This window comes from Runella aurantiaca (assembly GCF_003339505.1).
GTDB lineage: Bacteria > Bacteroidota > Bacteroidia > Cytophagales > Spirosomataceae > Runella > Runella aurantiaca.
Map to the genome: position 1 here is coordinate 57,723 of NZ_QPIW01000033.1, position 22,892 is coordinate 80,614.

Here is a 22,892-nt window from a genome sequence, read left to right on the forward strand (position 1 = left end):
TTATTTGCGTTTGGTGGCGGCAAGGGCAACGGCTTCACGGATACGGTGATAGGTTCCACAACGGCAGATGTTGCCGTTCATGGCTTCTTCAATTTGTTCGGAAGATGGTTTGGAATTTTTGCTGAGAAATGCCGCCGCAGTCATCATCTGACCCGCTTGGCAATACCCGCACTGAGGAACGTCCAGCTCAGACCAAGCTTTTTGGACGGGGTGCTCGCCGTGGGCCGACAGCCCTTCGATAGTAGTAATTTTTTTGGTTCCAATCGCCGAAACCGGCAACACGCAGGAACGCACGGCTGTGCCATTCAAATGCACGGTACAGGCTCCGCACTGCGCTATGCCGCAACCATACTTGGTGCCTACCAAACCAAGATTATCGCGGAGTACCCACAACAACGGAGTGTCTTCTTCGACATCCACTCGGTAGTTTTTGTTATTGATTTGTAAGGTGTAGTTAGCCATTTTACGGTCACGTTCTCGGTTTGACTTTAATTTATAAAAAAGCCAGTAAACCGAGATATATACCGTAAAGGCTACCTATTCTTAACGGGTTTCAATCGTTAAAAACCCATCTTTTACGCCATCTGCTTTGGCTTTTAGCGTAATTTTTCCCGCTTTTTCAGTCGGGCGAACAATAACCAAGCCTCTGCCTTGGAATACTGTTTTTTCGGGCTTTTGAAAACTGCTCATATCTCTTGGATTGCCATTGCCTACACCTACAATGCTACCATTACCAGATATTTGGTATTTGACCAAAACATCATCCATGTTTGGCACAACATTTCCTACTTCATCCACGATTTCTACACTGATATAAGCCAAGTCATTTCTATTAGCTTTGATGGTCTTTCTATCTGCTTTTAAGCGAATTGCAACTGATTTTCCAGCAGTTGTCAGGGTTTGTGAAGCGACTTCTTTATCGCCGTCATAACAACGCGCCACTAATTTTCCAGCGGTATATGGTACTTTAAAGACGGCAGTTATCGAGCCTTTTTCCAGATTTTGTTCGGCAATAATTTTACCGTTCAATTCCAATTTCACTTGGGCACTTCTCGTAAAAACCCTCACTTGTAAAGAGTCTTTTTCGTGCCCCGGCCAAGTCCAGCTTTTTAGTTCATCAGGAAAATCATAAAAACCAGTAATTTCCCTTTTTCCTGCTGGAATTGGACGATGAACAAGAACCTCCATCGGGCTTCTACGCCACACCACATCTAAATAATAAGAGGCCGATTTTTTATTCCCAATTAAATCTAACTCGCCCGTGTAAGCATTAAAAATCGGCCATTCGGGAGCCATGAAAGTTTCTTGAAATCCGCCAACTTTATCACTTTTGTTCTTCAACCTTGACAAACCAAGTCCTGCTTCGCCCAAATAGTCAATCGCCGACCAGCTAAACATCCCTATCACATACGAATTTTTCTCTACAGCATTCCAATTTTCGAGGGCTTTGGGTGGAAAATACTCCGTGGCCACCATGAGTCTATCGGGATATTTTTTGTGGTCGCTTTCGTAATATTGACTAGCGTAATTATACCCTCCCACATCTAAACTGGCAAATGCGGGGTCGGTAACGTCCCATTTTTTTCTGGCAATTAAGGGAAGGTGAAACGGAATGGCATTGGAAACAGGACGGGTAGTATCTAAACTACGTACAAAATCAGCCAATTTTGCCGAAGTTTCATGACCTGTGCTATCAATGATTTCGGGGATTTCGTTACCAATACTCCATAGTATTACAGATGGATGATTAAAGTCTTTTTGAATGATAGAAGTTAAATCTTTTTGCCACCAATCTTTGAAATAATCGGCGTAATCATCGGGGGTTTTGTTGCGCTCCCACATATCAAAAGCCTCATTCATCACCAGCATACCGAGGCGGTCGCAGGCATCTAAAAGCTCCGCAGAAAAAGGATTATGCGCAAATCGAACGGCATTGTAACCATTCTTTTTGAGCAATTCTATTTTTCTTTCTTCGGCTCTATCAATAGCGGCGGCTCCCAAAGGGCCATTGTCGTGGTGGATACAGCCACCTTTGAGTTTCACGTTTTTGCCGTTTAAAGTAAAACCCGTTTTTGCATCGAAATGGATACTTCTTACCCCAAAATTTTGGGTGTATTCATCAATTACTTTCCCATTTTGTTTGAGAACGATTTTGGCTTTATACAAATGAGGGCTTTCAATATCCCATAGTTTCGGATTCTTCAAAACAATCATTTGCTCGGCCTTATTTTTGCCAGAAACATCCGTTGTTTTTGAGATAACCAATTTATTATCAAACGAATACAAATTCGTTGTGAGCAAAATATTTTGAGCAGAATTTTCGATTTTTGTCGTTATATGAACGTCAGCCGATTGCTCCGAAACCTTGCTTGAAACTATCTGTACGCCCCAATTTTCGATATGCACCGCATTAACCACACTCAACCATACATGGCGATAAATGCCCGAGCCTGCGTACCAACGTGAATTGTCACCTTCGTTTTTTACTTGAACAGCTATTACATTTTCTTTACCAATAGGATTCAAATGAGTGGTCAAATCATAAATGAATGACGTATAACCATTAGGGTGATTGCCTAAATGATGACCGTTGAGCCAAAAATCAGCATTCATGTACACGCCATCAAATTGGATAAAAACCTTTTTGCCTGCGGTAGTTTTGTCCATCACAAAAGTCTTACGATACCAAGCCGTTCCGCCCACCGTAAAGGCAGTGGCATTTTTACCAACGGCTTTTTTGTAGAAGGGGCCCAAACTAGACGGTCCGATGATGCTATCAGATGGATTTTCGGCTAAATCTTCGATACTCCAATCGTGCGGAATGTCTAATTTACGCCAATCGGCATCATTGAAATTAGCGGCTTTTGCGTCAATTTCTTTGCCTTTTTTAAATTTCCAATTGGCATCAAAAGATTGATTTCGACTTACTTTTATTTGGGAAAAAGAAGTCTGAAAAAAGAACAAATAGCTGATTATGAACAAAATACAATTTCTCATTTTGTTTTATTTTTTTGCCACGAACGCACGAATGATTCGTGGCAAAATTTCAATTATTTCATTCTTTTTGCCTTGACATCAAACATATTCATCATTGAGCCTTTCAGATTTTCATCATCTACTTTTTCTAACAAAACATTGACATCATAATCTTGAATAGTAAAGTAAAGGGTAATTTTCCCTTCGGCTTCTTCAATGTTTGAAATCTTAATTTCTTCTTTTTGATCGCTCGTTTTGGGGATAATTGTACCCGTCAACTTTCCCTCTTTACGAACCAAAACTGTAGTAAGCGCAGCATCACCATTGGGTGTGCCAATGATTAACATTTCCCATTTGCCAGTATAAACGTCACTGGTTGGGGCAGCGGGGGTAGCGGCTTGTGAAAAACCTTGGAGTGCGATTCCGAAGAATGCTAGGATAAGTAAGAGACTTGCTTTTTTCATTTGTTTTTGCGTTTGGTGCGTCGCCACGGTTGTTTTAAAATTTCTCTACAAATGTAGGCAAATTTTTTTATTGTCTAAATAAATAGACAATAAAAGATTTAACTATTATATCTTTGAATAATTATAGCTGACGAATGGTGTTTTTTAAGGATGAGAAGTACCTTTGCTAAAACCATTACTTAGATTTTCAGATGAATTTATTCGCTAACCAAGACTATATATCCCAGCTTGCGATTGACTGTGTGATATTTGGCTACCAAGAAAGAGAGCTTAAAGTATTAATTACGAAGTTGAATTTTAAAGGCGACTTTTATTCGCTACCAAGCGGCTTTATTCTCCAAAAAGAAGGGATTGATGAGGCTGCGCATCGAATTTTGGAAGAGCGAACGGGCATTTCAAACATATTTCTAACGCATTTCAAGAACTTTGGTCAGACAGATAGAACTAACAAAAAATTCTTGGAGCACATGATTGAACTGAACCAAGAGCATTTTATGGGCGATATTGCTTTATCAAAGGCAGATTTTGAATGGCTCACCAGCCGATTTATTTCATTAGGCTACTACGCGTTGGTGGATATTAACAAAGTCACGCCCATCAAAACCGCCTTAGACGAGTCTATGGAGTGGTACAACATCCATGCACTACCCAACATGATGATGGACCATAAAGAAATGGTGGAAAAGGCGCTGGAATCCTTACGGCTTAATCTCGACAACAATATCATTGTGCTGAATCTGCTTCCCGAAACCTTTACCATGAAAGAAGTTCAAGATTTGTACGAAACCATTTTTGAAAAAGAATACGCCCGTAATAATTTCCAGAAGAAAATTTTGGATTTGAATGTACTCGAACGTTTGGAAAAAAAATACACGGGAGCCTCAAACAAAGCGCCGTATTTGTATCGGTTTAGGAAAGAGAATGAATAAAACCTTCAAAAAATATAACTTCAAATCGGGGCTGCCACAAGAGTTTGAAATTGTGCGTACTGGTACATTGTATCGGCTTTGTTGGCTATTTGCCTTCCAGAATCAATTTGAAATCACTATGGTACTCCGATAATTTTTATGGACACCTAACAGCATTAAAAGGAATCGTTAAGCCCTCATCTACCGTCAAAACAGAACCTGTCATATAACCCGCATCTGGGCCCGCCAAAAACCACTCAACTCCTGCAACTTCCTCCGGCTTCCCTGCTCTTTTTAGCCGAAAATGGTCATTTTTAACGTAATTTTCATAAAATCATTCCGACCGAATCCAGTTCATCTTTTCCATCGCCTTTTACCGACATGGGCGTAGCTATAAAACCCGGTGCAATGGTATTTGCTATATTATCTCTCATTGCCCAATGGCAAATTAAGTAAGACTTTCTAAACCAAATGTTGCAAGAGTGTCTGCTATTGGCAAAGTCTTTAGTCCTAGTTTCGTCAAAGAATATTCAACCCTTGGGGGAATTTCTGGATAGGCTTTTTTAGAAACGAATTTATGCTCTACCAAAAAATTGAGTTCTTGGATTAACATTTTTTCACTGATGCCAGGTATCGCTCTTTTCAATTCACCGTATCTTATAATTCTTTCATTGATTTGAAATAAAATTAAAAGTGTCCATTTGCCACCTAATAAATTTAATGAACGCCTTACAGGGCAATTTTCATCCGAAGCAAAAATAATCTTTTGACTTTTTTCCATATTATATACTGATTATTCTTATTTCTAACTTTTAGGTTAGTACCTTACTATTTTGTAAGTACTTGTACAAAGGTAAGCAACGGTTTAGATTTGTACAATAATTAAATAATTAAAATAAAATGACAGCAAAAGAAGTAGTAGAGGCTTATTCAATAGCCCTTTCAAAAGGAGATATCCCAACAGCATTTTCGCATTTTAGTCCAAATGCAAAATGGCACCAACCTGGCAACCACCAATATGCTGGTACTAAAACAGGACTTGAAGCCATTGGCAAAATGCTGGGCGATATGATGGGTGCTACACAAGGCTCATTAGTTATTAAACCTGCTGGTGCTATGATGGTTAATGGAAATCTAGTTTCATTTCCTGTACATTTTAGTGGTAAAATTGGCGATAAAACAGTGGATATGAAGGGCAACGATTTGTTTGAAGTTGTTGATGGTAAAATTGTACAAGTTTGGTTATTTTCAGAAGACCAAGCTGCCGAAGATGTGTTTTGGAATTAAAATTTTAGGGCAACCTTTAAAGTAAAGAGAGACTATGCTGCGTAGGATAGTCTCTCTTTTGTTTTGGTTGCTCACTAATGTTACATTAGACTTTGTTTAAATGACTGATGTAACGCATTTATTCTTTACCTTAAAACACCTGCAACACCCGTAGGTAGTCCTTTGGCCAAATCCACTTCAATTGTGTGTTTGTCGAGTTGAGCCCTAATAATTCCTGATGACATACTTGTAATTCTGAACTTTACCTCTTTAGCAAGCAAATAGCCGGTATGTTTACCGCTTACTTTTATATCTGCTTCCCAAATTACCGGCTTGTCATAGCCACCGAGTCTTAAGGTAGATGACTCGGTTCCATTCAAAATGTACTCACCGTCATCCGTAAAATCTACATATTTTATCACTCTGCGAGGCTCATCAGCGGAACCCTGTGCTGGTTTCAGCGTACTAATTTCAGCATAGCCCGAAACTTTTCCTTTCAATACGCCCTGTTCCGGATAATTAGCAGTTGTCCATTTAAAATCTTTAAGGTCAGTTGCCCATTTCAGATCAGGAAAAACGACAGGCAGAGGTTTGGTCGGTTTTCTGGAAGTGAACGTAATAAACCGAAGTCTTCCTGTAAGTTCCCCTGGTTTTACGGTAGCGGGGTCTTTTTGCTCCCAGAAAAATCCACGTGTACTTGTAGGGTGCCATGCAAAATTCCCCAAATGATTATAGAGTTTAGCATCTTCTTTGTCTGTCATGATACTTGTACCGGTGTAGCCCTCTTGGGGTAATCTGGCTCTGTCGCCATGTTTATCAGTCATTGTGAGTCCGTAGAAACGTGTCGCTTTATAATTACCCTTTTCAAATTCGGCGTTACGTTGGTACGACACCCCCGCTGCCTGTGGCAGGCCTGCAATAAGCGGTCGGGGAATCAGGCCGAAAGCATCCATCCGTGTGGTATGTCTGTGTGTTTGAAAAATGAACCAATTTCCGTCAGGGGAAGGATAAGTGCCTTCATCGTAGCTGAAATGCTTGGTCAGACGGCTAATGTTGCCATTTGTAAGGTCTATTTTTGCCAAGTCATAATTATTACCTTCAAACAGTGCGAGATTAATGAGCGATTTACCCCCGTCGGCAAAGCTTTTCACTTCACCTGCTCCATCAATTTTTGGTCTGAATGCTGCAAAATCAGCCTCATTTGGGCTACTTGCCACAACTTTTCCATTTTGCAATTCATAACGATCGCCTTTTTCGTCAGACACTCTTGTCAATTCACTTATTAATACAAGATACCCTCTGGTAGTTACCAATCCTGAGGCAACTTGTTTGCCGTTGGGCGACATATTAGTGGCTATTCTTCTAATAATTTTAGCTTCAGGAATTTCCGGATAAATCAGGGGAAGAATTCGGGATTCTTTACAGTTTACGATGGATGGACTGCATTCCAAAACACCGCGAGGCGAGTAAATCCTCTTTCCATCCGGCAGCGGAACGGGCATTTCGTCGCCGATTTCTTCTTCCAGCTCACAGGTAAGACATTTAAAATCAGTGCCATCCTCTTTCATTACGGCAAGATCACTCTTTTTTTTACCAACAAAATGAGCCTCCATAATGATGTGTTTTCCGTCTGGCAGATAATTTACCAAATCAGTCTCAAACACATTATTGGGGATAGATACTGTTTTTACAATAAATGGCTCCGCCTTTGGGGCAGCCGGAAGTTTGGGAATAATAGAGTGATTTTTATCTACATTTTGTGCAAATATGTTTATGCAGCTCGCAAACAGGATTACAGTCAGGGAATTAAATTGCTTCTTCATTTTTATTTTTTCTTAAAAAATCATTCACCTTTGATTGTACAGTTATTTTACAACAACCCTCACCCTATCCAAATTTTGAATACGGGTATAGGGTGTTTTAGCATCGCCCTCTCTTTGCGAAGCGACTCTTAACGTCGGGAAATAAGTCCCTGATTTAGAAAACGTATAGGTCGTTTTTAGGGAGAAATGACCCTTTTTCTCGTCAAAAGAAATGGCTTTTTGGCTTATTGGAAATGTACCTGCCCCTTCAAAATCCCATTCTGCCGAAACGATTTTGCCAGTATGCGGCGGTACTTCTACCACTGCGGCAAATGTGACGGTTTGACCTGATTTTACATCTGCTCGTTTCCCTCCATTTACTTTCAGGGCCACTAATGGCTGAATTCCAGCTCTTTTATTGGCAGTTTCGGGTACGATTACCTGTCCGTCCACCACTTCGTAATTGGTAGAAGGCGCGGGGACAATGCCTTTTTCCACCCAATCGCTCAGGTCGAGCAATGCCTGTTGTAATACCCCAACATAACTTACGGTTCTGGTAGGATCTTCCTGTTTGGTTAAATCGCCGTGTAAGGCACGGTCGGTAAACCACAATCGGAAGTTTTCGTTGGCTTTGTCCCCTAAATTCTCAATGACTTTTGAACGATACCAATCGGCCTGCCATGGGAAAGCTTCTCTATCCCAAAGTGATTCGAGCATAATCATTTTCCCCTTGAATTTACCGTTTGGCAAGACGCCCGAAGCACCTCGGGTAAACATCGGCCCTAACAAAAAAGAACCCTGCGGATATAGTGGTTCGCCTTTTTCATTTCTGAATTGGTTCCATACTTTGTATTCTTTGCCCGGCACCTGATGCCTATGATAAGTTTGAGCGGCTAAGAAATTGGAATTATCGACCACCACTTCGTCACCCGTTTTTATTTGGGCTAAAATTTGGGGGGCAGTTGCACCCAAAACCACTTTATCGCCTACTACAGCGAGCAATTGGATGGTTTTCCCGGCAGCTTCTCCCGTTTTTATGAGCAGGTCTCCCCCAAGGAAATTTACATTGGGCAGAATATCTTCTAACTGGAACGCCACCGGCAAGGTCCCTTCGGTGTTTCCCAGACTTTTCCAAGCAGCTTCGGCTGTTCCTTTTTCTTGGTCAGACATCGGCTCCACCAACTTAGTATCAACAGCTTCCACATACGGAATTCCTTTTTTGATTTTACTCGTTTTCTGTAAACGCGCTTTCAGAAATGAGGCTGGCGGCTTTGATCCGTAATAGCCTTCCTTCGTCCAAAAGTTTTGAAAATAGGCTCTATCGGCCATGGTCATCCCCGAATAAATCGCCCTGAAACCATGCACACCCATCGTTTTATAGCCAAACCATGATTTAGGGGGGAAACCCATTTTAGTTACTTCCACCAAAGCCGCTTTTTCTTCTTCGTTAAGACCAGCATACATATCGCCGCTTCCACCAGGCTCTAAGGCATCAATTATTTGCGGAAATTTATCATTCAAAATACGCATGGCGTGCATTCTTACCGAGAACACATTCGGAATAGCCATAGGCGAACCCACTACATAAGGCACCACGCCATCCCATACCCCTTCCGTATTTTCGATAGCACCAATGGTACGATATGCCCCACCGCTACCACCAAATGCATAGCCATAGGTACGGTGGGGGCCAAAGATTTTAGAGGCAAATGTTTTAGAAAATTGCGACGCCGCCGCATTGGCTTTATAAGCGCCAATTAATGGGTCGCTTGCTTTTTTTTGACCCGTAAAATCAAACCTTCCTCCGCCGTTGGTTTCAATAAAATACGCACCGTGACTCACCGAAAACCCGATTTTATCCTCCTCACCTTCTGCCCCCTGCGAAAGATTTTCATTATCAGGAAATGGGGTGATGTACTGAAAAAAGTGACCCTTATATTGCTCTTTTGAAGGGAAATAAAAAGAGAATCGAGCCTCAGTACCTTCAAAACCGCCGTGTACATAGCGGTGTCTGACAGGTTTTTCCCGCCATTCGTCAGCATCAATATATGGTTTATTGAAGAGTGTATCTTTTGCTACGGCACTTTGAGTTTGACCCAAGGTTTTCCCGATACCTATTGTACAGAAAAACAGGTAGAATAATGCTTTTTTCATGGGTTTGATGGTTTCTTCCTTGGAATTATATCCCCACTTTTTTCATCATTTTGCCAATGAAATTGGTGGCAAATCGTGGGTTGAATCGGTAGAGAATGTCGAGCATCGTGGCATCTTTTCCTACCGTTACTCTAAACTTGTTTTTCTCCATGGCCCGAATGATGATTTCGGCGGCTTTTCTGGGAGAAAGTGTCATTTTAGCGGCAGCACCAGCATTTTTAGGGTCGGTTGGGTCTATTTTTGGCTTGCCCAAACCTGAGTTTTCGGTGATGTTGGTCGCAATTGCCCCCGGGTGAACTACCGTAACGCGCACATTTGTATCTTTGAGTTCGGCATAAAGCCCTTCCGTAAAGATTTTTACCGCCGCTTTTGCCGCCCCATAAATGGTTTGTTTCGGAAAGGGTATAAACCCTCCCATGCTCGAAATATTCACAATGTGGGCTTCGGGACGTTCTAAAAACAAAGGCAAAAAGGCTTTCGTCAGGTAAACCGTTCCATAAAAATTCACGTTCATCACCCGGTTGATGTCTTCGATGGTCAGGTCATTGACGGCAATAAATTTCTGAATGATTCCTGCATTATTGATGATGCCATCTACTGAGCCAAAGTGTCTGATGACTTCTGCCGGCAAAGCATCTACTTTCGCTTTATCGGTAATATCCATCACAAAACCTTTAAAACGGTCGTCGCCAACATCCGCTATTTTTTGGGTTTCAGCAAGGGCATCAGCGTGAATGTCTACACCTGCGACATTGGCTTGTTTTTGCAATAATAACAGGGTCAATTCTCTACCAATGCCACTTCCAGCACCCGTAACTACGATTGTTTTGTTGGCTACTTGCATTATCTTAGTCCTTTATCCTTTTGGCGGTGGCTTCAAAATCCATCAATTTTCCTTTGAGATTGTTATCATCCACTTTCTCTAAGTCTATAGAGATTTCTCCACCCTGCTGTGACTCAAAGTATATTTTCAGTACTTTGTCGGTTTCTTCTATTTTGGTGATTGGACGTTTTCCCGCAGTTGGATCATCAGCCCTCGCCAACTCACCTGTCAGTTTCCCCTCTTTACGAACAAGATTTGTGGTAAATTTTACATCTCCCATGGGTGTTCCAGCCAGTGCGATTTCCCATTTCCCAGCAAAGAAATCAGTTGACGGAGTAGTTTGAGAAAATACTTCCGTAAGAACTCCTAAGAAAAGTACGATAAAAAAGAGACTTGCTTTTTTCATTGAGATTGCGTTTGGTGCGTCAACACGCCGTCGCCACGTTTGTTTAGTGAATATTTTTAAAACAAATTATTTTTAGAATTTCTCAAACGTAAGAAACAGTATGCTGTGCGCGGGCAATTTTACTACGCCTGCTTTTACCTTTTTGCCAACTAAGACGGGTACTTCATCTTTTGGGGTAAGCATCAGTTCTTTTCCATTCAGTTTTACTTTTTTTGTCATCAGCTCATCTGCCGTCATTAAATATTGACGCGCATTTGCAGGAATAATGAGCGATGCCTCCGTTTCGTTGGTATTTAAAATCAGGATTGTTCTGCCGTTTGATTTATTTTTTAAGTTATGGGCAAAAATATCAACGCCCGGGGCTATACTTCCAGCTTCATATACTTGAGTTCCCATGAATTTGTTCCAAAGCAATGCCGCCCAGTAGTTGGGTCTGGGATTGTGGGTATCATGGTCTAATAAAGCGTATTCGCTGCGAGCGAGGGTATTGTGCATCACCACCTGAACCCCTTTTTTGGCCAATCGACCCAGCTGTTCTAAGTATCGAAAGCTATCAAGATAGGTAGCGGCCCAAGGATTGCCCCCACAAGCGGCTTCGGCGGTCTCGGTCAGCCAGATGGGCGCATTGGGCACGTATTTATCTCTGGCGTTTTGGTAAAATTCCAGTCCTTTTTCGGTTCTGCTCAGCCATTCGGCAGAGAGGGCATTTTCGGGCTTTTGTCCACCCATACAACGCCTTGACACCGTGCCATAATAGTGGTACGTAAATACTTCAAAAGTGGGTTTGGGGGTGGCCGACAATAGCTCATCCACCGATAGGTCCAACCCCGAGGGGAGTATGCCTTCGCCCGTTGAGCCCGGGCCAATGATTTTCATTTTAGGGGCGGCATCGGTGGCAAAAGCGCTAAAAGCCGCAAAGTCTTTCGCAAATCGTGCACCGTTGTAGCCTTTGGGCGCATCGCCATGCGAGGCATGAGAAGGTTCGTTGAACAGTTCAGCGGCGGCTATTTCTCCTCCTATGGAGCGAGTATAGTCCAAAATAGATTTTATCTGCGTTGGGGTCCAGTTTCCGTCTTTATCTCTAATTCCATCACTAATCGGAAAAGAACTTACCAATTTACCATCCACTGCCTTGCAAAAATCTACCACCCCTTTCCACTGCTGACGGGTAAGAATATTCTTAAAACCCGCAGGTGGGCTGGCTAACTTGGCCTCGTCATTGTCTTGAAAATAGACGGCATTGGCCCACGTACCGCTTACCCTCACATACGTTGGCCCTAAGGCAGCCGCCAGATTACGAAGCTTTTGCTGATACAAATTGATGGGCTCGATTTTCCATTTGAGGGCATCTATTCCTTTTTTATTAGAATGTTTTCTTACCGAGTCTATTAACTCGTAAGGAATCCAAAAATCGCCGCCAATCACCTCACACATCTCTACGTTAAATGATTGGTACCGTTCGTCAACCTTTCCAATCAGGCCCATTTGCGTCAGATTGAGTTGGTTTTGCGCAAAAGTTTCTTGTACAAAGCCCGACAAAGGGAAATAAGCAAGAAAAGTTACCAAAAGATAAAATTGTATTTTTCTCATCGCCATAAAGATTAATGCTTACACAATCAAACACCGAAAAGGCTGATTATTAGTGATTGACAAGACAAAGGTAAATAAAGTTTTGTTATTGTATATTTTTTATACAATAATTTTTATTCAATTATATACCTTTGCAGTACAATTATAATTGAGGCTGTTTTTCCTTCATTCATTGGGCATTTTTATAAAACACCACAAATCTTAGATTCAGCGTGGCTAAATGCACAAATTTGCACATCACAACAGACCATTGTAGTTATAATATCCATTTATGAAGAATCCAAGTCAACAAAACTATATTTCCCAAGTATCCATTGATTGTGTGATTTTTGGCTATCATGACCGACAACTCAAAGTCTTGATTCCCAAAATCAATTTCAAGGGTGACTTTTGGGCGTTACCGAGTGGGTTCGTGTATCAAGACGAAGACATAGACCAGGCCGCCGAGCGCATTTTGCGCGACCGCACCAGCATCCAAGATATTTATTTGGAGCAATTTCGGGTGTTTGGCAAAGCAAGTAGAACCAATAAGCCCTTTCTTGATGAATTGATTGCCTTCAACTTCGATAAATTAAGTGTAAAAAATGAGGCTCAACAAGAATACGATTGGTTTACGAAGCGGTTTATTTCGATAGGGTACTATGCGTTGGTGGACATCAACAAGGTTGTACCACAAAAAACAGATTTAGATGAATCAATCGAATGGTACAGCATTCATGAGTTACCAAGGATGATTATGGACCATAGCGACATCGTCGATGAAGCCCTAAAAACGCTACAAAGCCACCTCGACGATAAGATTAATGCGTTTAATCTCCTCCCTGACACATTTACAATGAAGGAAGTGCAAGAACTGTACGAGACGATTTTTGATAAGACTTTTGTCCGTACCAATTTTCAAAAAATGATTCTGGATATGAACGTGCTCGAACGCCTCGAAAAGAAGTTTACGGGAGCCGCCAACAAAGCACCCTATTTGTATCGGTTTAAGAAATAAACACTTAAAATATTGATTATCAAAGCATTAAATTTGTATCTTATAAATCTCTACTGCGTCATTGGAAATTCAACAGCTCCCTTAAATTCACCTTTAGGCAATAAGTCCAAATCATACAAAACTCGTAAACCCAAATTACATATCCTGTGATGTGCGTGATCGTAAAATTTGTATCTAAAATCTTGTTCAGTCCAACCAAATCCCTATCAATCATCAACGGGGTTAGTTGGTGAGTTACATCAAGAACTTTCGATTTGTCAGTCTCTATTTCCATCACCTCTTTTATTTCAGAGATTGTTTGTGAATAAGGCGGGGCCGCAATGATAAGAATAGACTTATTTTCACAAAACAGTAGCGTGTATCCGTGGCAAATTTCAGCTTTTTCTAAACTTTACAGGACTCATTTCCGTGTGCTTTTTAAAGAAATTATTAAAATACGTCACCTCCGTAAAACCCAAAGAAAATGCAATTTCTGACACATTCCATTTACTTTGTTTGAGCATGATTTTAGCTTCTCGCAAAAGCCGTTCGGCAATTAGATTTGAGGTCGTTTTACCACTGGTCTCTCTGACCGCTCGGTTGAGGTGATTGACATGAACATTCAACTGGTCAGCAAAATCGGAGGCGGTTCTTAGCTTAATTTCGGTATGGTTTTCGTCAATCGGAAACTGTCTTTCGAGTAGTTCCAAAAACAACCAATAGATTCGCTGCGAGGCATTGATAGGAAGCTGCTCAATGCGCGTCGATGGTCGCGTTTTCATGGCATAATGAATCAACTCGTATATCAAGTTTCTGATGACATCGTACTTATGAATGTATTCAGAACTGAGTTCAGCTTCCATTTTTTCATAAATCCCGCATAGATGCTCAAATTGAGCATCGTCTAATTCAAAAACGTGGGTACCCGTTGGCTGAAACACCTCATACTGAATCAGATTGCCAAATTGATTAAAAAAAACAGTATTGAATATCACATAAAACCCAGATACTTCCTCATTTATATGCTCCCATTTGTAGGGAATAAATGGGTTTGAAAAAACAAGTGCCTGCTTCTCGAATGAAAAAACCTTGTCGGCATAATGGATACGACTACCCCCTCGACAGAGCGTAACTTTAAAGAAATCACGTCGGCGATAGGGCACTGGTTTATTGGCAGGATGCGGCAACCGAAACATATTTACATGGCCAATATCTTTACTCAGATTTTCGGGTATCCACTCAAATTTTCGACTATAAAAATCTTGCAAGGTTTCTGACTTTTCCATCATTTATTTTTTTAAAATCAGTTTTCTATCCAACGAATAACCCAAACTTATATTCCAATCGAATAATTTCCCTGCAATGTTAGTTTTAATTGGTTTATTGATGGTTGAACCAAGATAAAACGGCGATTTTTTGGATGAAAGGGTAAAATTTGAGGCAAAATAATAACCATCTTTCGCATCTAATTTTAGATAAAACAATTGCGGATTGATTCGAAATGAGAGGTTTTTATTAATTGAAATAGTGGAAATAGCCCTCAACGAAACCAAAGCGGTATGATTGGTGGCATCATCGCTAACGCCCTTGGCGTACAAACTAAATAAAAGACCACGAACGCCCATCTTTTAGGGCAAAGCGAAACACTGGTTCGAAACTAAACCGTTTACCACCGTTGATGTTAAAATTAAAAATAGCGGCGGGTTTTCCTAGCGAAAAAGCAGGAATAAACGAAAATCCATTATTGGTTAGGCTGGCAGCTCCTCTGAAATTGATAATTTTTGAGGTACTATCGGTATCTTGTGCAAAGGAAATTTGAAGGGTAATTGTAAGGAAAAGTGTCAGAATTATCTTTTGGAGGATGTTTTTTGGAAAAGAATAAATCATTGGTCCTATTTTGAAAATTTTTGTTGCTGCAAAAGTAGCAGCACTCTGTGCCATATTTTAACACTTTTCAAATCAAAACTTACAAAAATCAAACAATAAAACACCCGCAAAAAGCGCTGATTTTCAGCAACTCAGCATTTCGACAAAATGATTTTGAACGTATTTTATCAACTACTCAACGCTTGTTTGTTTCTGCTTCTGATAATCCAACGGCCAACCCCGAAAATCGTCAAACCAGTCAGGGCACAGCCCGCCATCACGCCGGTCATGGGCAGGCTGGTTCCGTTGCTCAATACACTCACCAGCGCCGCTGCCAGCGACGCAAGGCCCATCTGTAAAGCTCCTAACAGCGCCGATGCTCTGCCGGCTTCTTTTGAAAAAGGGGCCAAAGAGAGGGCCGAGGAGTTGGGAAAACTAAAGCCTTGACAACACAGGAATAAAAAGATGAGCGAGATGGAGTTGTACAAATTGAGCCAATTGAAAAAACTCAACGTACACAAAATGATGCCCAGTGTGGTTTGAATCAACAAAGCGGCCTTAATAATCTGCTCAGAGTGGTATATGCGAAGCAATAAATTATTGAGTTGGCTACTAAGAATAAGCCCCCCTGCCAGCAACCCAAATATCCAGCCGTATTGCTGTTCGGTTACTTTAAAAATCTTCATAAAAACAAAAGGCGAACCCGACAAATAGGCGTACACCCCACCCGCTACCATTGAACCCGCAACCGCATACGTAAAGAACTGGGGATTGGTGAAAATATTTACAAAACTTGGAATAATGTGCTTTGGCAGGAGCGAAATAGAAGCGTCAGGTTTTTTACTTTCGGCCAAGACAAACACTACGGCCAACAATAACAATAAGCCCATAACACCTTGCAACCAAAACACTGAATGCCAACCCCACGCGCTAATCATATAACTCCCAACGGTGGGTGCAATGATGGGCGACACCCCAAGGATGAGGATTAACGTAGAAAATATTTTGACACTTTCCTGAATGGGAAAACTATCTCTCACGATGGCTCTCGGCGCAACCATGCCCACACAACCGCCCAAGGCTTGTAAAAAGCGTAACGCAATCAGCATCTCGATTGAAGTAGCCACGGCACAACCTATCGATGCAAAAAAATAAATGACCAGTCCGATGGTCAAAGGCGTTTTGCGACCAAAACGGTCTAGCAAGGGGCCATAGATTAATTGGCCTACCGAAATACCGATAAAAAAACTGGATAATGAGTAAGAAACATCTTCCACTGTCACCTTCAAATCGGCCGCTATACTCGGAAAACCCGACAAATAGGTATCAATCGAAAATGGGCCAATGGCTGAAAGTAAACCCAAAATCAAAATTAACAATGAACGTTTATTTTGATTTAATGCCGTTACCTCTAAGTTCATTCAAGCTTGTGTTAGGTGAATTTTTCAAAAAAAGAAAGTGACGGAGCTTGACGTCCTTGACAAGTTCCTAATCTGCCACCGTATAGGATAACCAAGCCCATCTTAAAATGGTGCCCTTTGCCTTTGCAGGTATTTTCAATTGCAAAACCAAAGCACGCCCAAAAACGCAGCTTTTACACCGCAAAATTAGGAGCTTGGTAGGCATTCTTGTGAACACATTTCAAAGCAATAATTACGAAAATCAAACAATTAGTTTGCTGGGGGTGGAAAACACCAGCGACAAAAATCAAATGCCAAAGAAAAAAGGAACAAGTTTCCTTGTCACTCATTTCTTTGGCAAATGGTTTTCAACGGCCTGAAACGTTCAATAAAATACTATTTCACCACATTCACCTTCACCTCTCCCACCAGTCCCGAAGGTACCAACGGTGAGTCTTTGCGATAAAAAGGCATGGTCGTAAAAGTTGTTTTTTGTTTGACGTCAGGCTGGGCATCTCCAACGAGTCGGTTTACCCAGGTGTTTGTGACGTTGACCCGGATGGCATTGTCACCTGCTTTTATTGCCTCCGTAATGTCTAACTTAAACGGCGTTTTCCACGCAGCACCCACATTTTTGCCATTTATAACCACTTCGGCGATGTTTTTGACGTCACCTAAGTCAATGACATATTTGGCGGCTTTGTCAAGAGATGTTACTTTGAAAGTATTTTCATAACTCGCTGTTCCAGAGAAATATTTAACGTCGACATCGGTGTGCTCTGTCCAAGAAGTAAGCTTGTCAAAAGCCACATTCTTATCATTAAAACTTACTTTCCAAGGGCTTGAAATCGGGGTCAATGTCGTTTCTTTGGTGGCAGGTTTAGTATAACTATTGGCCGTTGTCTTGTCTTTAAAAATGACAAAGAAAGCATCCCAAGATTCAAAGTTTAGCGGAACAATGGTGCGGCCTTCTTTGATTTGATAACTTACTTTTTCGGTTTTGCCAGTTTGGGCATTCCAGAGTTCGGGCACTTTGCCCGTTACCCGGAAACTCACTTCAGCCGAAGTTGCGTTTGCACTGCGGTTGTTGAGCCAATAAATATCTTGGTCGGCTGCCTGACGGTGACGATACAGAATCTTATTTTGCGCTTTACTCACAATCACATCTTCGCTTACGTTCTGGGCCTTCAATGCCTCGGCCACGGAGCCTTTCAAGACGTTGGGGCTACCCCAAACCTCGTTGACGATGGCTTGAAACTCGCCCTGATTATCGGCCAAACTTGGCGACTGTTCGGGTTTTGTTCCCGTAACCTTCGCACCCGCTTTTACCAAATCACGCAGTTTTTTCAACACGGGCAAGGTCATATATTCGGCGGTTTCGTCGAGCACCAACAAACTGTACGTATTGCCACTTTGGGCGACCAGTTTCCCATTTTTTACCTGAATGGCGTTGATGATGGCCGATGAATTGGCAAAATCATACTCATAGCCCGACGGTACGGCGGGGAGTTTTTCGCGACTAATCCACGTGATGTTGTTGTTTTCACCGTAGTAGTACAACACGTCGGCGATGTTTCGGCCTTGTTGTAACAAATAACAACTACGTCCCAAATACGACATCCACGCCTTGCCTCCTACCTCTGCCCAGGTTTCTTGGCGTGTGAAATACTGGCCAAATGGCCCCAGCGAAAACCCTGGTTTTTTATCATCAAGTGGCTGATGAACAGACGTATGAATCACAAAACGGTTCAGGCCCGAAGCCATCTCCAAATCGGCTGTACGTTTGAGGCGTTCGGGATATTCCTGAAAAGGTTTGCCTACTGAAGTCATAGATTCGGCGGCCACAAACGGCTTTCCGTAAATATTAGCAACCGATGCTGATTCTCTGATATCAGCTTCGCTGCGAACCTCTTCGTCGGCCCCTCCTACCAAACTGCCCGGTGTCCACATGGCCGACATCGGAATCTCGGAGTTGCGTTTGACATCCATCCCATCGGCCAAGTAAATACGTCCACCTTCGTGCGACTCCGTGTAGCGTTTCATGCCTCTTTTGTTCAACTCTTCACCAATGACATCATAGTGATTTTCGGCAATGAGTTCACCAATGGTTTTTCTAAAATCCCACAAAAACTTTTCACTGGCTTCTTCACTTTTGACGATTCGCCCCGTAAGTACGGGCAGCCAAGGCACGATGTTGTAACCGCGTCTTTTCTGAAATTCTTCAGGAAACGCTTTCGTCCAGTTCATGTGTCCCGCTTCGTAGCTATCCAACACCATGTATTGTAAACCTTTAGCCCCCATCATACCGCCCGTGGCATCTTTGTACATATCCAGATAGGTATTGATGTATTTTCTGACGGCTTCTTTATCCAATTTATCCACTTCCAAGCCCGTTGCTTCAGGCGAGGCGGGGTGGTTTTGGCGGCCCGTCAGTGAATACCCCAAACGGATAATAGCCCAAGCCCCAGAGGGTGGAGTCCAATTGAGTGTACCATCAGGTTGCATTTTGCCCGTCAAATCTATAATATCCTCAGGACTTATAGCGTCAGCAGCTGTTCCCCTATTGGAGCTGCCCGCCGCAATGGAGCCACTTTCTTTCCAGGGTGTAAAGCCCGCTTTATCTTCAAATTGATCTATGCGGTCGGTACTATACAGTACAAATTCGGCCACTTTTACGCCTTCGGGCTTTCTATCAGCCGGTGCACCCATCATTGCCATAAAACCATTTACTTCTGGTTTCAACGTTTCCCAACACATACGCCAGTATTTAGCGGTAGTTGGTGCAATAGAAACAGTATTAAAAGGATTGGTGCCTCCTTCTACGGCAGCAATAGTTCTGAAATTGACGCCATCATCACTGACTTTAAGCGTTCTGTTTTTGGGGTTACCGTTAAATTCTGCCAGCGGTGTTTCGCTTGCACCCGCCACCGAAAAAGCTTTAAACGTTTGGGGAGAGTCAAACTCGTATTGAATCCACATATCTTTCCCAATTTCCATAGCAGGCAGTTCCGATTTTTTCAACAAATCATTATCGGTCAAATCTGCCAAGGTAAAGTTGCCTCCACTTGAACTTACCTTGGGGTTGAGTGCTGCCAATGATTTTTCAGCATTAGAAAGACGGTAAGCAATTACAAACGCATCTTGGTAAAAATTAGGTTTATTTCCCACAAAACCGCCTGTCAAGCCTCCTGCACTGATTTCGACATTCTGAAATTTACCAGTGACATCCGAAGGCCGGGGCAATTTTTCAGAAAAAGCCTTTCCACCTTCAACGCGTGTCTCTGTCCAAACGTATTTCTTCATGGCATCTTTGGGTTCAACCCAAGGGCCACCCGTCACGCTCCAGCCCGGCGAACCCGCAATGGCCATTTCAAGCCCTTTTTGATCGGCCGCTTGGGTCATAAACTTGAAGGCGTCTTTCCAGTCGTGGGTCATAAAAACCAATTTTTTGGGCACAACTACAGGCGTAAAAAGGTTAGCATCAAAATTCTGAAAACCACCAATCCCCACGCGACTCATCCATTCTAAGTCTTTTTGGATGCCTTCTTTGGTGATGTTACCATTCATCCAATGCCACCAAACCCGTGGTTTAGCCGAGCTTGGGGGCGTTTGAAAGTCCCGCTGAAGTGCAGTTTGGGCTTGACTGCTTAACGCAAGCAAGATGAAAAGCGAGACGAAATAATGACTTTGTATTTTCATTTTTTGACAGAATAAAGTGATAGTTACCATTCAAAATAAATTATTTCCTTATTTTTACCTTGAAAATTTCAAAGTCAATTTTATAATTTTCAAGGTAAAATGCTGATAGAAAGACAAATTAAAGAGCAAGTAGTAAAGAATCTCACCTATTTTCCAGTGGTGGGCATTGTTGGACCAAGGCAAGTTGGAAAAACAACTTTGTCCAAAATCATCCAAAAAAACCTGAATATACCCAGCCTTCATTTGGATTTGGAATTAGACGATGATCTCTACAAACTACAAAATCCTCAAACATACCTACAAATGCACGCCGAAAAGTGTATTATTATTGACGAAATCCAGCGCTTACCCAGCCTTTTTCCACTACTTCGTGCGTTGATTGATCAAGACCGTCGCCCAGCGAGGTTTATCATTTTGGGTTCTGCTTCTCCAGAAATGATCCGCCACAGTTCAGAATCGTTGGCAGGACGTATTGCTTATTCCGAACTGACACCATTTTCGCTGCTCGAACTGCAAAGCACCACTATTCAACAGTCAACACATTGGTTTTTAGGTGGTTTCCCAAGTGCATTATTAGCCCCGAGTCCTGATTTTTCCAGAATATGGCTTCAAAACTTTATTTATACATTCATCGAAAAAGACATTCGTCTGCTGGGCTACGATATTTCAATTCCGACAATGGATAGGTTACTCAAAATGTTGGCTCATTTGCACAGTGCTATTTTGAATGTAAGCGATATTTCCCGTTCGCTGGGTGTTTCTATCCCTACCGTCAACAAATACCTTGATTTGCTGGAAGGGGGCTTTTTGATACGACGTTTACAGCCTTATTTTGTCAATTTGGGTAAACGCCTTGTCAAAACCCCAAAAATGTATATCCGTGATACGGGCATTTTACACAGTTTAGCCTCTATTCCTTCCTACGAAGCCCTGTATGCGAATCCGCTCATCGGTGCATCATGGGAGGGCTACGTGATCGAACAAATCTACCGTTGTGTTGAGCCCCGTTCTTGGAATCTTTACTACTACCGTACCCAAGTGGGAGCTGAGGTGGATTTGGTGCTGATCAGCCCTTCGGGAAAGATGACCTGCATCGAAATCAAGAACACCAATACGCCTAAACTATCAAAGGGTTTTCATCAATGTATTAACGATTTACAACCTCATTTTCAATACGTTATTACTCCATCAAGTGAACTCCTCATAACCGCCGAAGGAGTCATTATTTGCAGTTTATTGCAATTTTTAAAAATTGAACTTCCAAAAATTACTTAGTTTTAAGCCTTCAATACATGTTTTGTAATTCCAAAAAATCTTCCACATTGTTTAGTCAAAAATGCTGCACAAAATAGACATGATCGGGATGATTGAAATAAAAATCATAGTGTTCCCGCGTGTCAAATTTTTGCCTTTGCGGGCGTGTTTCCCCTAAAAAAAAATGGTTATCGATAAGGATGTTTGCTGGCGGAGAGAACACCAACAAGGCACAAATAGCATTTATTTAGGAAAAAATGGTCGAGGTAAATCCAACGTTTTATAGTAGTAATTGACCATTTGTTTTAAAGATGTTAGATTGTTTGGTTGCTCTTTTGTGTCTCGTTCAAACATGACATACCCATTAAACCTTTGGTGTTTTAATTCCGCAAAAACCGCAGGAAAATCCACAACTCCCGTACCCACAGGCACATCTTGAATTTTGTTGTTATTGTATTCCGCAATGTCTTTGAGGTGTATTCCAATGATTTTACCCTCCAATTTTTTTAACGCATCTACGGGGTTTATTCCTGATTTTGGATAATGCCCCAAATCAGGACAAGCGCCAAAATTTGGGTGGCCTTTGAGGGCTGCCAACACCGAATCGGGGTGCCAGTAAATGCTATTTTCTTTCCAATGATTATGAAGGGCTACTTTAATACCATAAATTCCTGCTAAACTATCTACGCTATCCCATAAGTTACGGGGTGGTTCTCCCGTCACGTATTTTACCCCAAAGGCTTTTGCAACCTCAAAATCTCGTTTCCAATCAGCCACATTTTTGCCTCCAATGACGTAGATAGACTCCATTTTGAGCCCTTGGTCCGCCACTTTTTTCTTTAGATTTTGAATACCTGCCAGTGACAGTTTAAATAACACGGTGTCTTTTAACTCTTTACCTGATTTGGCAAACACAAACCCTTCTACGTATTTTAGCGAAGCACTGTCGGCGTAGGCCAACTGCTCTGGAAACGACATCGAACTAAAAGTATATAAAGCCACGCCCAGCTTCCAATCAACGGCCTTAGAAGCAGGTTTATCTCCCGCCTTATTAGTACCAGACTGCGCACTTAAAGTTAATGAAAAACAGCCGTTTAACACAATAATCAACACCGCCGCACTTAATAAGTGGATTTGATATTTTCTTTTCATTTTTTGGTTTTTTTTGCCTTTACTGGTGTTTTTCACCATAGCCGTCAGGCTAAGCCATTAAAATATCTTTGGGCGATGGTCTAATCGTGTTTTTGTCCAGCCTTCTCTTTTCTTTTTTCGCTGTACGAAAGAGAGATTCAAACAAATTAGCTATCC

At 41.9% G+C, this 22,892-nt stretch carries 19 protein-coding genes and 1 pseudogene; 4 read left to right on the top strand and 16 right to left on the bottom strand.

Annotated features, from left to right (window positions below; genetic code table 11):
- The 3 genes from DVG78_RS26185 to DVG78_RS26195 all read right to left on the bottom strand — a co-directional run bounded on the left by DVG78_RS26185 (position 1) and on the right by DVG78_RS26195 (position 3,440).
- On the bottom strand, positions 1-462 hold the full coding sequence (locus DVG78_RS26185; protein ID WP_114463959.1) for a (2Fe-2S)-binding protein: 462 nt from the start codon (positions 460-462) through the stop codon (positions 1-3).
- 81 nt (positions 463-543) lie between these two features.
- A complete protein-coding gene (locus tag DVG78_RS26190) occupies positions 544-2,997 on the bottom strand; it encodes a glycoside hydrolase family 2 TIM barrel-domain containing protein (protein ID WP_114463960.1) in 2,454 nt (817 codons plus the stop codon).
- 53 nt (positions 2,998-3,050) lie between these two features.
- Complete coding sequence (locus tag DVG78_RS26195; RefSeq protein ID WP_114463976.1) at positions 3,051-3,440, bottom strand: hypothetical protein; 390 nt, start codon at positions 3,438-3,440, stop codon at positions 3,051-3,053.
- 191 nt (positions 3,441-3,631) lie between these two features.
- Here DVG78_RS26195 and DVG78_RS26200 point away from each other — a divergent pair, with 191 nt between their 5' ends.
- On the top strand, positions 3,632-4,369 hold the full coding sequence (locus DVG78_RS26200; protein ID WP_114463961.1) for an NUDIX hydrolase: 738 nt from the start codon (positions 3,632-3,634) through the stop codon (positions 4,367-4,369).
- A 136-nt stretch (positions 4,370-4,505) separates the two neighbouring features.
- Here the strand turns inward: DVG78_RS26200 and DVG78_RS26205 are convergent.
- Positions 4,506-4,640 (bottom strand): annotated as a pseudogene (locus DVG78_RS26205) (SDR family oxidoreductase); the annotation flags it as partial.
- Between the two features lie 156 nt (positions 4,641-4,796).
- Positions 4,797-5,129, bottom strand: coding sequence for a winged helix-turn-helix transcriptional regulator (locus DVG78_RS26210; RefSeq protein WP_114463962.1), 333 nt, complete (start codon positions 5,127-5,129; stop codon positions 4,797-4,799).
- A gap of 119 nt (positions 5,130-5,248) precedes the next feature.
- Here DVG78_RS26210 and DVG78_RS26215 point away from each other — a divergent pair, with 119 nt between their 5' ends.
- Entirely contained in the window at positions 5,249-5,635 is a 387-nt protein-coding gene (locus tag DVG78_RS26215; protein WP_114463963.1) for a nuclear transport factor 2 family protein, read from the top strand.
- Between the two features lie 125 nt (positions 5,636-5,760).
- Here the strand turns inward: DVG78_RS26215 and DVG78_RS26220 are convergent, their stop codons facing one another.
- The 5 genes from DVG78_RS26220 to DVG78_RS26240 form a co-directional block, all read right to left on the bottom strand.
- Positions 5,761-7,437, bottom strand: a complete 1,677-nt coding sequence (locus DVG78_RS26220) for a TolB family protein (RefSeq protein WP_114463964.1) — start codon at positions 7,435-7,437, stop codon at positions 5,761-5,763.
- Positions 7,438-7,479: 42 nt separating this feature from the next.
- Complete coding sequence (locus tag DVG78_RS26225) at positions 7,480-9,570, bottom strand: PKD domain-containing protein (RefSeq protein ID WP_199563300.1); 2,091 nt, start codon at positions 9,568-9,570, stop codon at positions 7,480-7,482.
- A 25-nt stretch (positions 9,571-9,595) separates the two neighbouring features.
- On the bottom strand, positions 9,596-10,414 hold the full coding sequence (locus DVG78_RS26230) for an SDR family NAD(P)-dependent oxidoreductase (protein ID WP_114463965.1): 819 nt from the start codon (positions 10,412-10,414) through the stop codon (positions 9,596-9,598).
- Between the two features lie 4 nt (positions 10,415-10,418).
- Entirely contained in the window at positions 10,419-10,799 is a 381-nt protein-coding gene (locus tag DVG78_RS26235; protein ID WP_114463966.1) for a hypothetical protein, read from the bottom strand.
- A gap of 72 nt (positions 10,800-10,871) precedes the next feature.
- The gene (locus tag DVG78_RS26240; RefSeq protein ID WP_158550102.1) at positions 10,872-12,389 is read right to left on the bottom strand and encodes a glycosyl hydrolase family 79 N-terminal domain-containing protein; all 1,518 of its coding nucleotides are present in this window, start codon (positions 12,387-12,389) and stop codon (positions 10,872-10,874) included.
- Between the two features lie 271 nt (positions 12,390-12,660).
- Here DVG78_RS26240 and DVG78_RS26245 point away from each other — a divergent pair, with 271 nt between their 5' ends.
- Entirely contained in the window at positions 12,661-13,386 is a 726-nt protein-coding gene (locus DVG78_RS26245; RefSeq protein WP_114463968.1) for an NUDIX hydrolase, read from the top strand.
- A 374-nt stretch (positions 13,387-13,760) separates the two neighbouring features.
- Here the strand turns inward: DVG78_RS26245 and DVG78_RS26255 are convergent, their stop codons facing one another.
- The 5 genes from DVG78_RS26255 to DVG78_RS26280 form a co-directional block, all read right to left on the bottom strand.
- The gene (locus tag DVG78_RS26255; protein ID WP_114463978.1) at positions 13,761-14,651 is read right to left on the bottom strand and encodes a helix-turn-helix domain-containing protein; all 891 of its coding nucleotides are present in this window, start codon (positions 14,649-14,651) and stop codon (positions 13,761-13,763) included.
- A 3-nt stretch (positions 14,652-14,654) separates the two neighbouring features.
- Positions 14,655-14,990, bottom strand: coding sequence for a hypothetical protein (locus DVG78_RS26260; RefSeq protein ID WP_147277178.1), 336 nt, complete (start codon positions 14,988-14,990; stop codon positions 14,655-14,657).
- On the bottom strand, positions 14,965-15,252 hold the full coding sequence (locus DVG78_RS26265) for a hypothetical protein (protein ID WP_158550104.1): 288 nt from the start codon (positions 15,250-15,252) through the stop codon (positions 14,965-14,967). Before DVG78_RS26265 ends, DVG78_RS26260 begins: the two co-directional genes overlap by 26 nt.
- Before the next feature lie 167 nt (positions 15,253-15,419).
- Positions 15,420-16,652 (bottom strand): multidrug effflux MFS transporter, encoded by a 1,233-nt coding sequence (locus DVG78_RS26270; protein ID WP_114463972.1) that lies wholly within the window; start codon positions 16,650-16,652, stop codon positions 15,420-15,422.
- Positions 16,653-17,027: 375 nt separating this feature from the next.
- A complete protein-coding gene (locus DVG78_RS26280; protein WP_114463974.1) occupies positions 17,028-20,330 on the bottom strand; it encodes a glycosyl hydrolase in 3,303 nt (1,100 codons plus the stop codon).
- Positions 20,331-20,429: 99 nt separating this feature from the next.
- Between DVG78_RS26280 and DVG78_RS26285 the strand changes: the two genes are divergently transcribed.
- Positions 20,430-21,605, top strand: coding sequence for an ATP-binding protein (locus DVG78_RS26285; protein WP_229598327.1), 1,176 nt, complete (start codon positions 20,430-20,432; stop codon positions 21,603-21,605).
- Between the two features lie 222 nt (positions 21,606-21,827).
- On the opposite strand, the gene DVG78_RS26290 is transcribed toward DVG78_RS26285, so the two are convergent.
- A complete protein-coding gene (locus tag DVG78_RS26290) occupies positions 21,828-22,736 on the bottom strand; it encodes a sugar phosphate isomerase/epimerase family protein (protein WP_114463980.1) in 909 nt (302 codons plus the stop codon).
- Positions 22,737-22,892: the final 156 nt, after the last annotated feature.

Excerpts from the sequence above, each read along its gene's own strand:
- DVG78_RS26185 (WP_114463959.1), bottom strand. The coding sequence starts at position 462 with ATGGCTAACTACACCTTACAAATCAATAACAAAAACTACCGAGTGGAT.
- DVG78_RS26190 (WP_114463960.1), bottom strand. The coding sequence starts at position 2,997 with ATGAGAAATTGTATTTTGTTCATAATCAGCTATTTGTTCTTTTTTCAG.
- DVG78_RS26195 (WP_114463976.1), bottom strand. The coding sequence starts at position 3,440 with ATGAAAAAAGCAAGTCTCTTACTTATCCTAGCATTCTTCGGAATCGCA.
- DVG78_RS26200 (WP_114463961.1), top strand. The coding sequence starts at position 3,632 with ATGAATTTATTCGCTAACCAAGACTATATATCCCAGCTTGCGATTGAC.
- DVG78_RS26210 (WP_114463962.1), bottom strand. The coding sequence starts at position 5,129 with ATGGAAAAAAGTCAAAAGATTATTTTTGCTTCGGATGAAAATTGCCCT.
- DVG78_RS26215 (WP_114463963.1), top strand. The coding sequence starts at position 5,249 with ATGACAGCAAAAGAAGTAGTAGAGGCTTATTCAATAGCCCTTTCAAAA.
- DVG78_RS26220 (WP_114463964.1), bottom strand. The coding sequence starts at position 7,437 with ATGAAGAAGCAATTTAATTCCCTGACTGTAATCCTGTTTGCGAGCTGC.
- DVG78_RS26225 (WP_199563300.1), bottom strand. The coding sequence starts at position 9,570 with ATGAAAAAAGCATTATTCTACCTGTTTTTCTGTACAATAGGTATCGGG.
- DVG78_RS26230 (WP_114463965.1), bottom strand. The coding sequence starts at position 10,414 with ATGCAAGTAGCCAACAAAACAATCGTAGTTACGGGTGCTGGAAGTGGC.
- DVG78_RS26235 (WP_114463966.1), bottom strand. The coding sequence starts at position 10,799 with ATGAAAAAAGCAAGTCTCTTTTTTATCGTACTTTTCTTAGGAGTTCTT.
- DVG78_RS26240 (WP_158550102.1), bottom strand. The coding sequence starts at position 12,389 with ATGAGAAAAATACAATTTTATCTTTTGGTAACTTTTCTTGCTTATTTC.
- DVG78_RS26245 (WP_114463968.1), top strand. The coding sequence starts at position 12,661 with ATGAAGAATCCAAGTCAACAAAACTATATTTCCCAAGTATCCATTGAT.
- DVG78_RS26255 (WP_114463978.1), bottom strand. The coding sequence starts at position 14,651 with ATGGAAAAGTCAGAAACCTTGCAAGATTTTTATAGTCGAAAATTTGAG.
- DVG78_RS26260 (WP_147277178.1), bottom strand. The coding sequence starts at position 14,990 with ATGGGCGTTCGTGGTCTTTTATTTAGTTTGTACGCCAAGGGCGTTAGC.
- DVG78_RS26265 (WP_158550104.1), bottom strand. The coding sequence starts at position 15,252 with ATGATTTATTCTTTTCCAAAAAACATCCTCCAAAAGATAATTCTGACA.
- DVG78_RS26270 (WP_114463972.1), bottom strand. The coding sequence starts at position 16,652 with ATGAACTTAGAGGTAACGGCATTAAATCAAAATAAACGTTCATTGTTA.
- DVG78_RS26280 (WP_114463974.1), bottom strand. The coding sequence starts at position 20,330 with ATGAAAATACAAAGTCATTATTTCGTCTCGCTTTTCATCTTGCTTGCG.
- DVG78_RS26285 (WP_229598327.1), top strand. The coding sequence starts at position 20,430 with ATGCTGATAGAAAGACAAATTAAAGAGCAAGTAGTAAAGAATCTCACC.
- DVG78_RS26290 (WP_114463980.1), bottom strand. The coding sequence starts at position 22,736 with ATGAAAAGAAAATATCAAATCCACTTATTAAGTGCGGCGGTGTTGATT.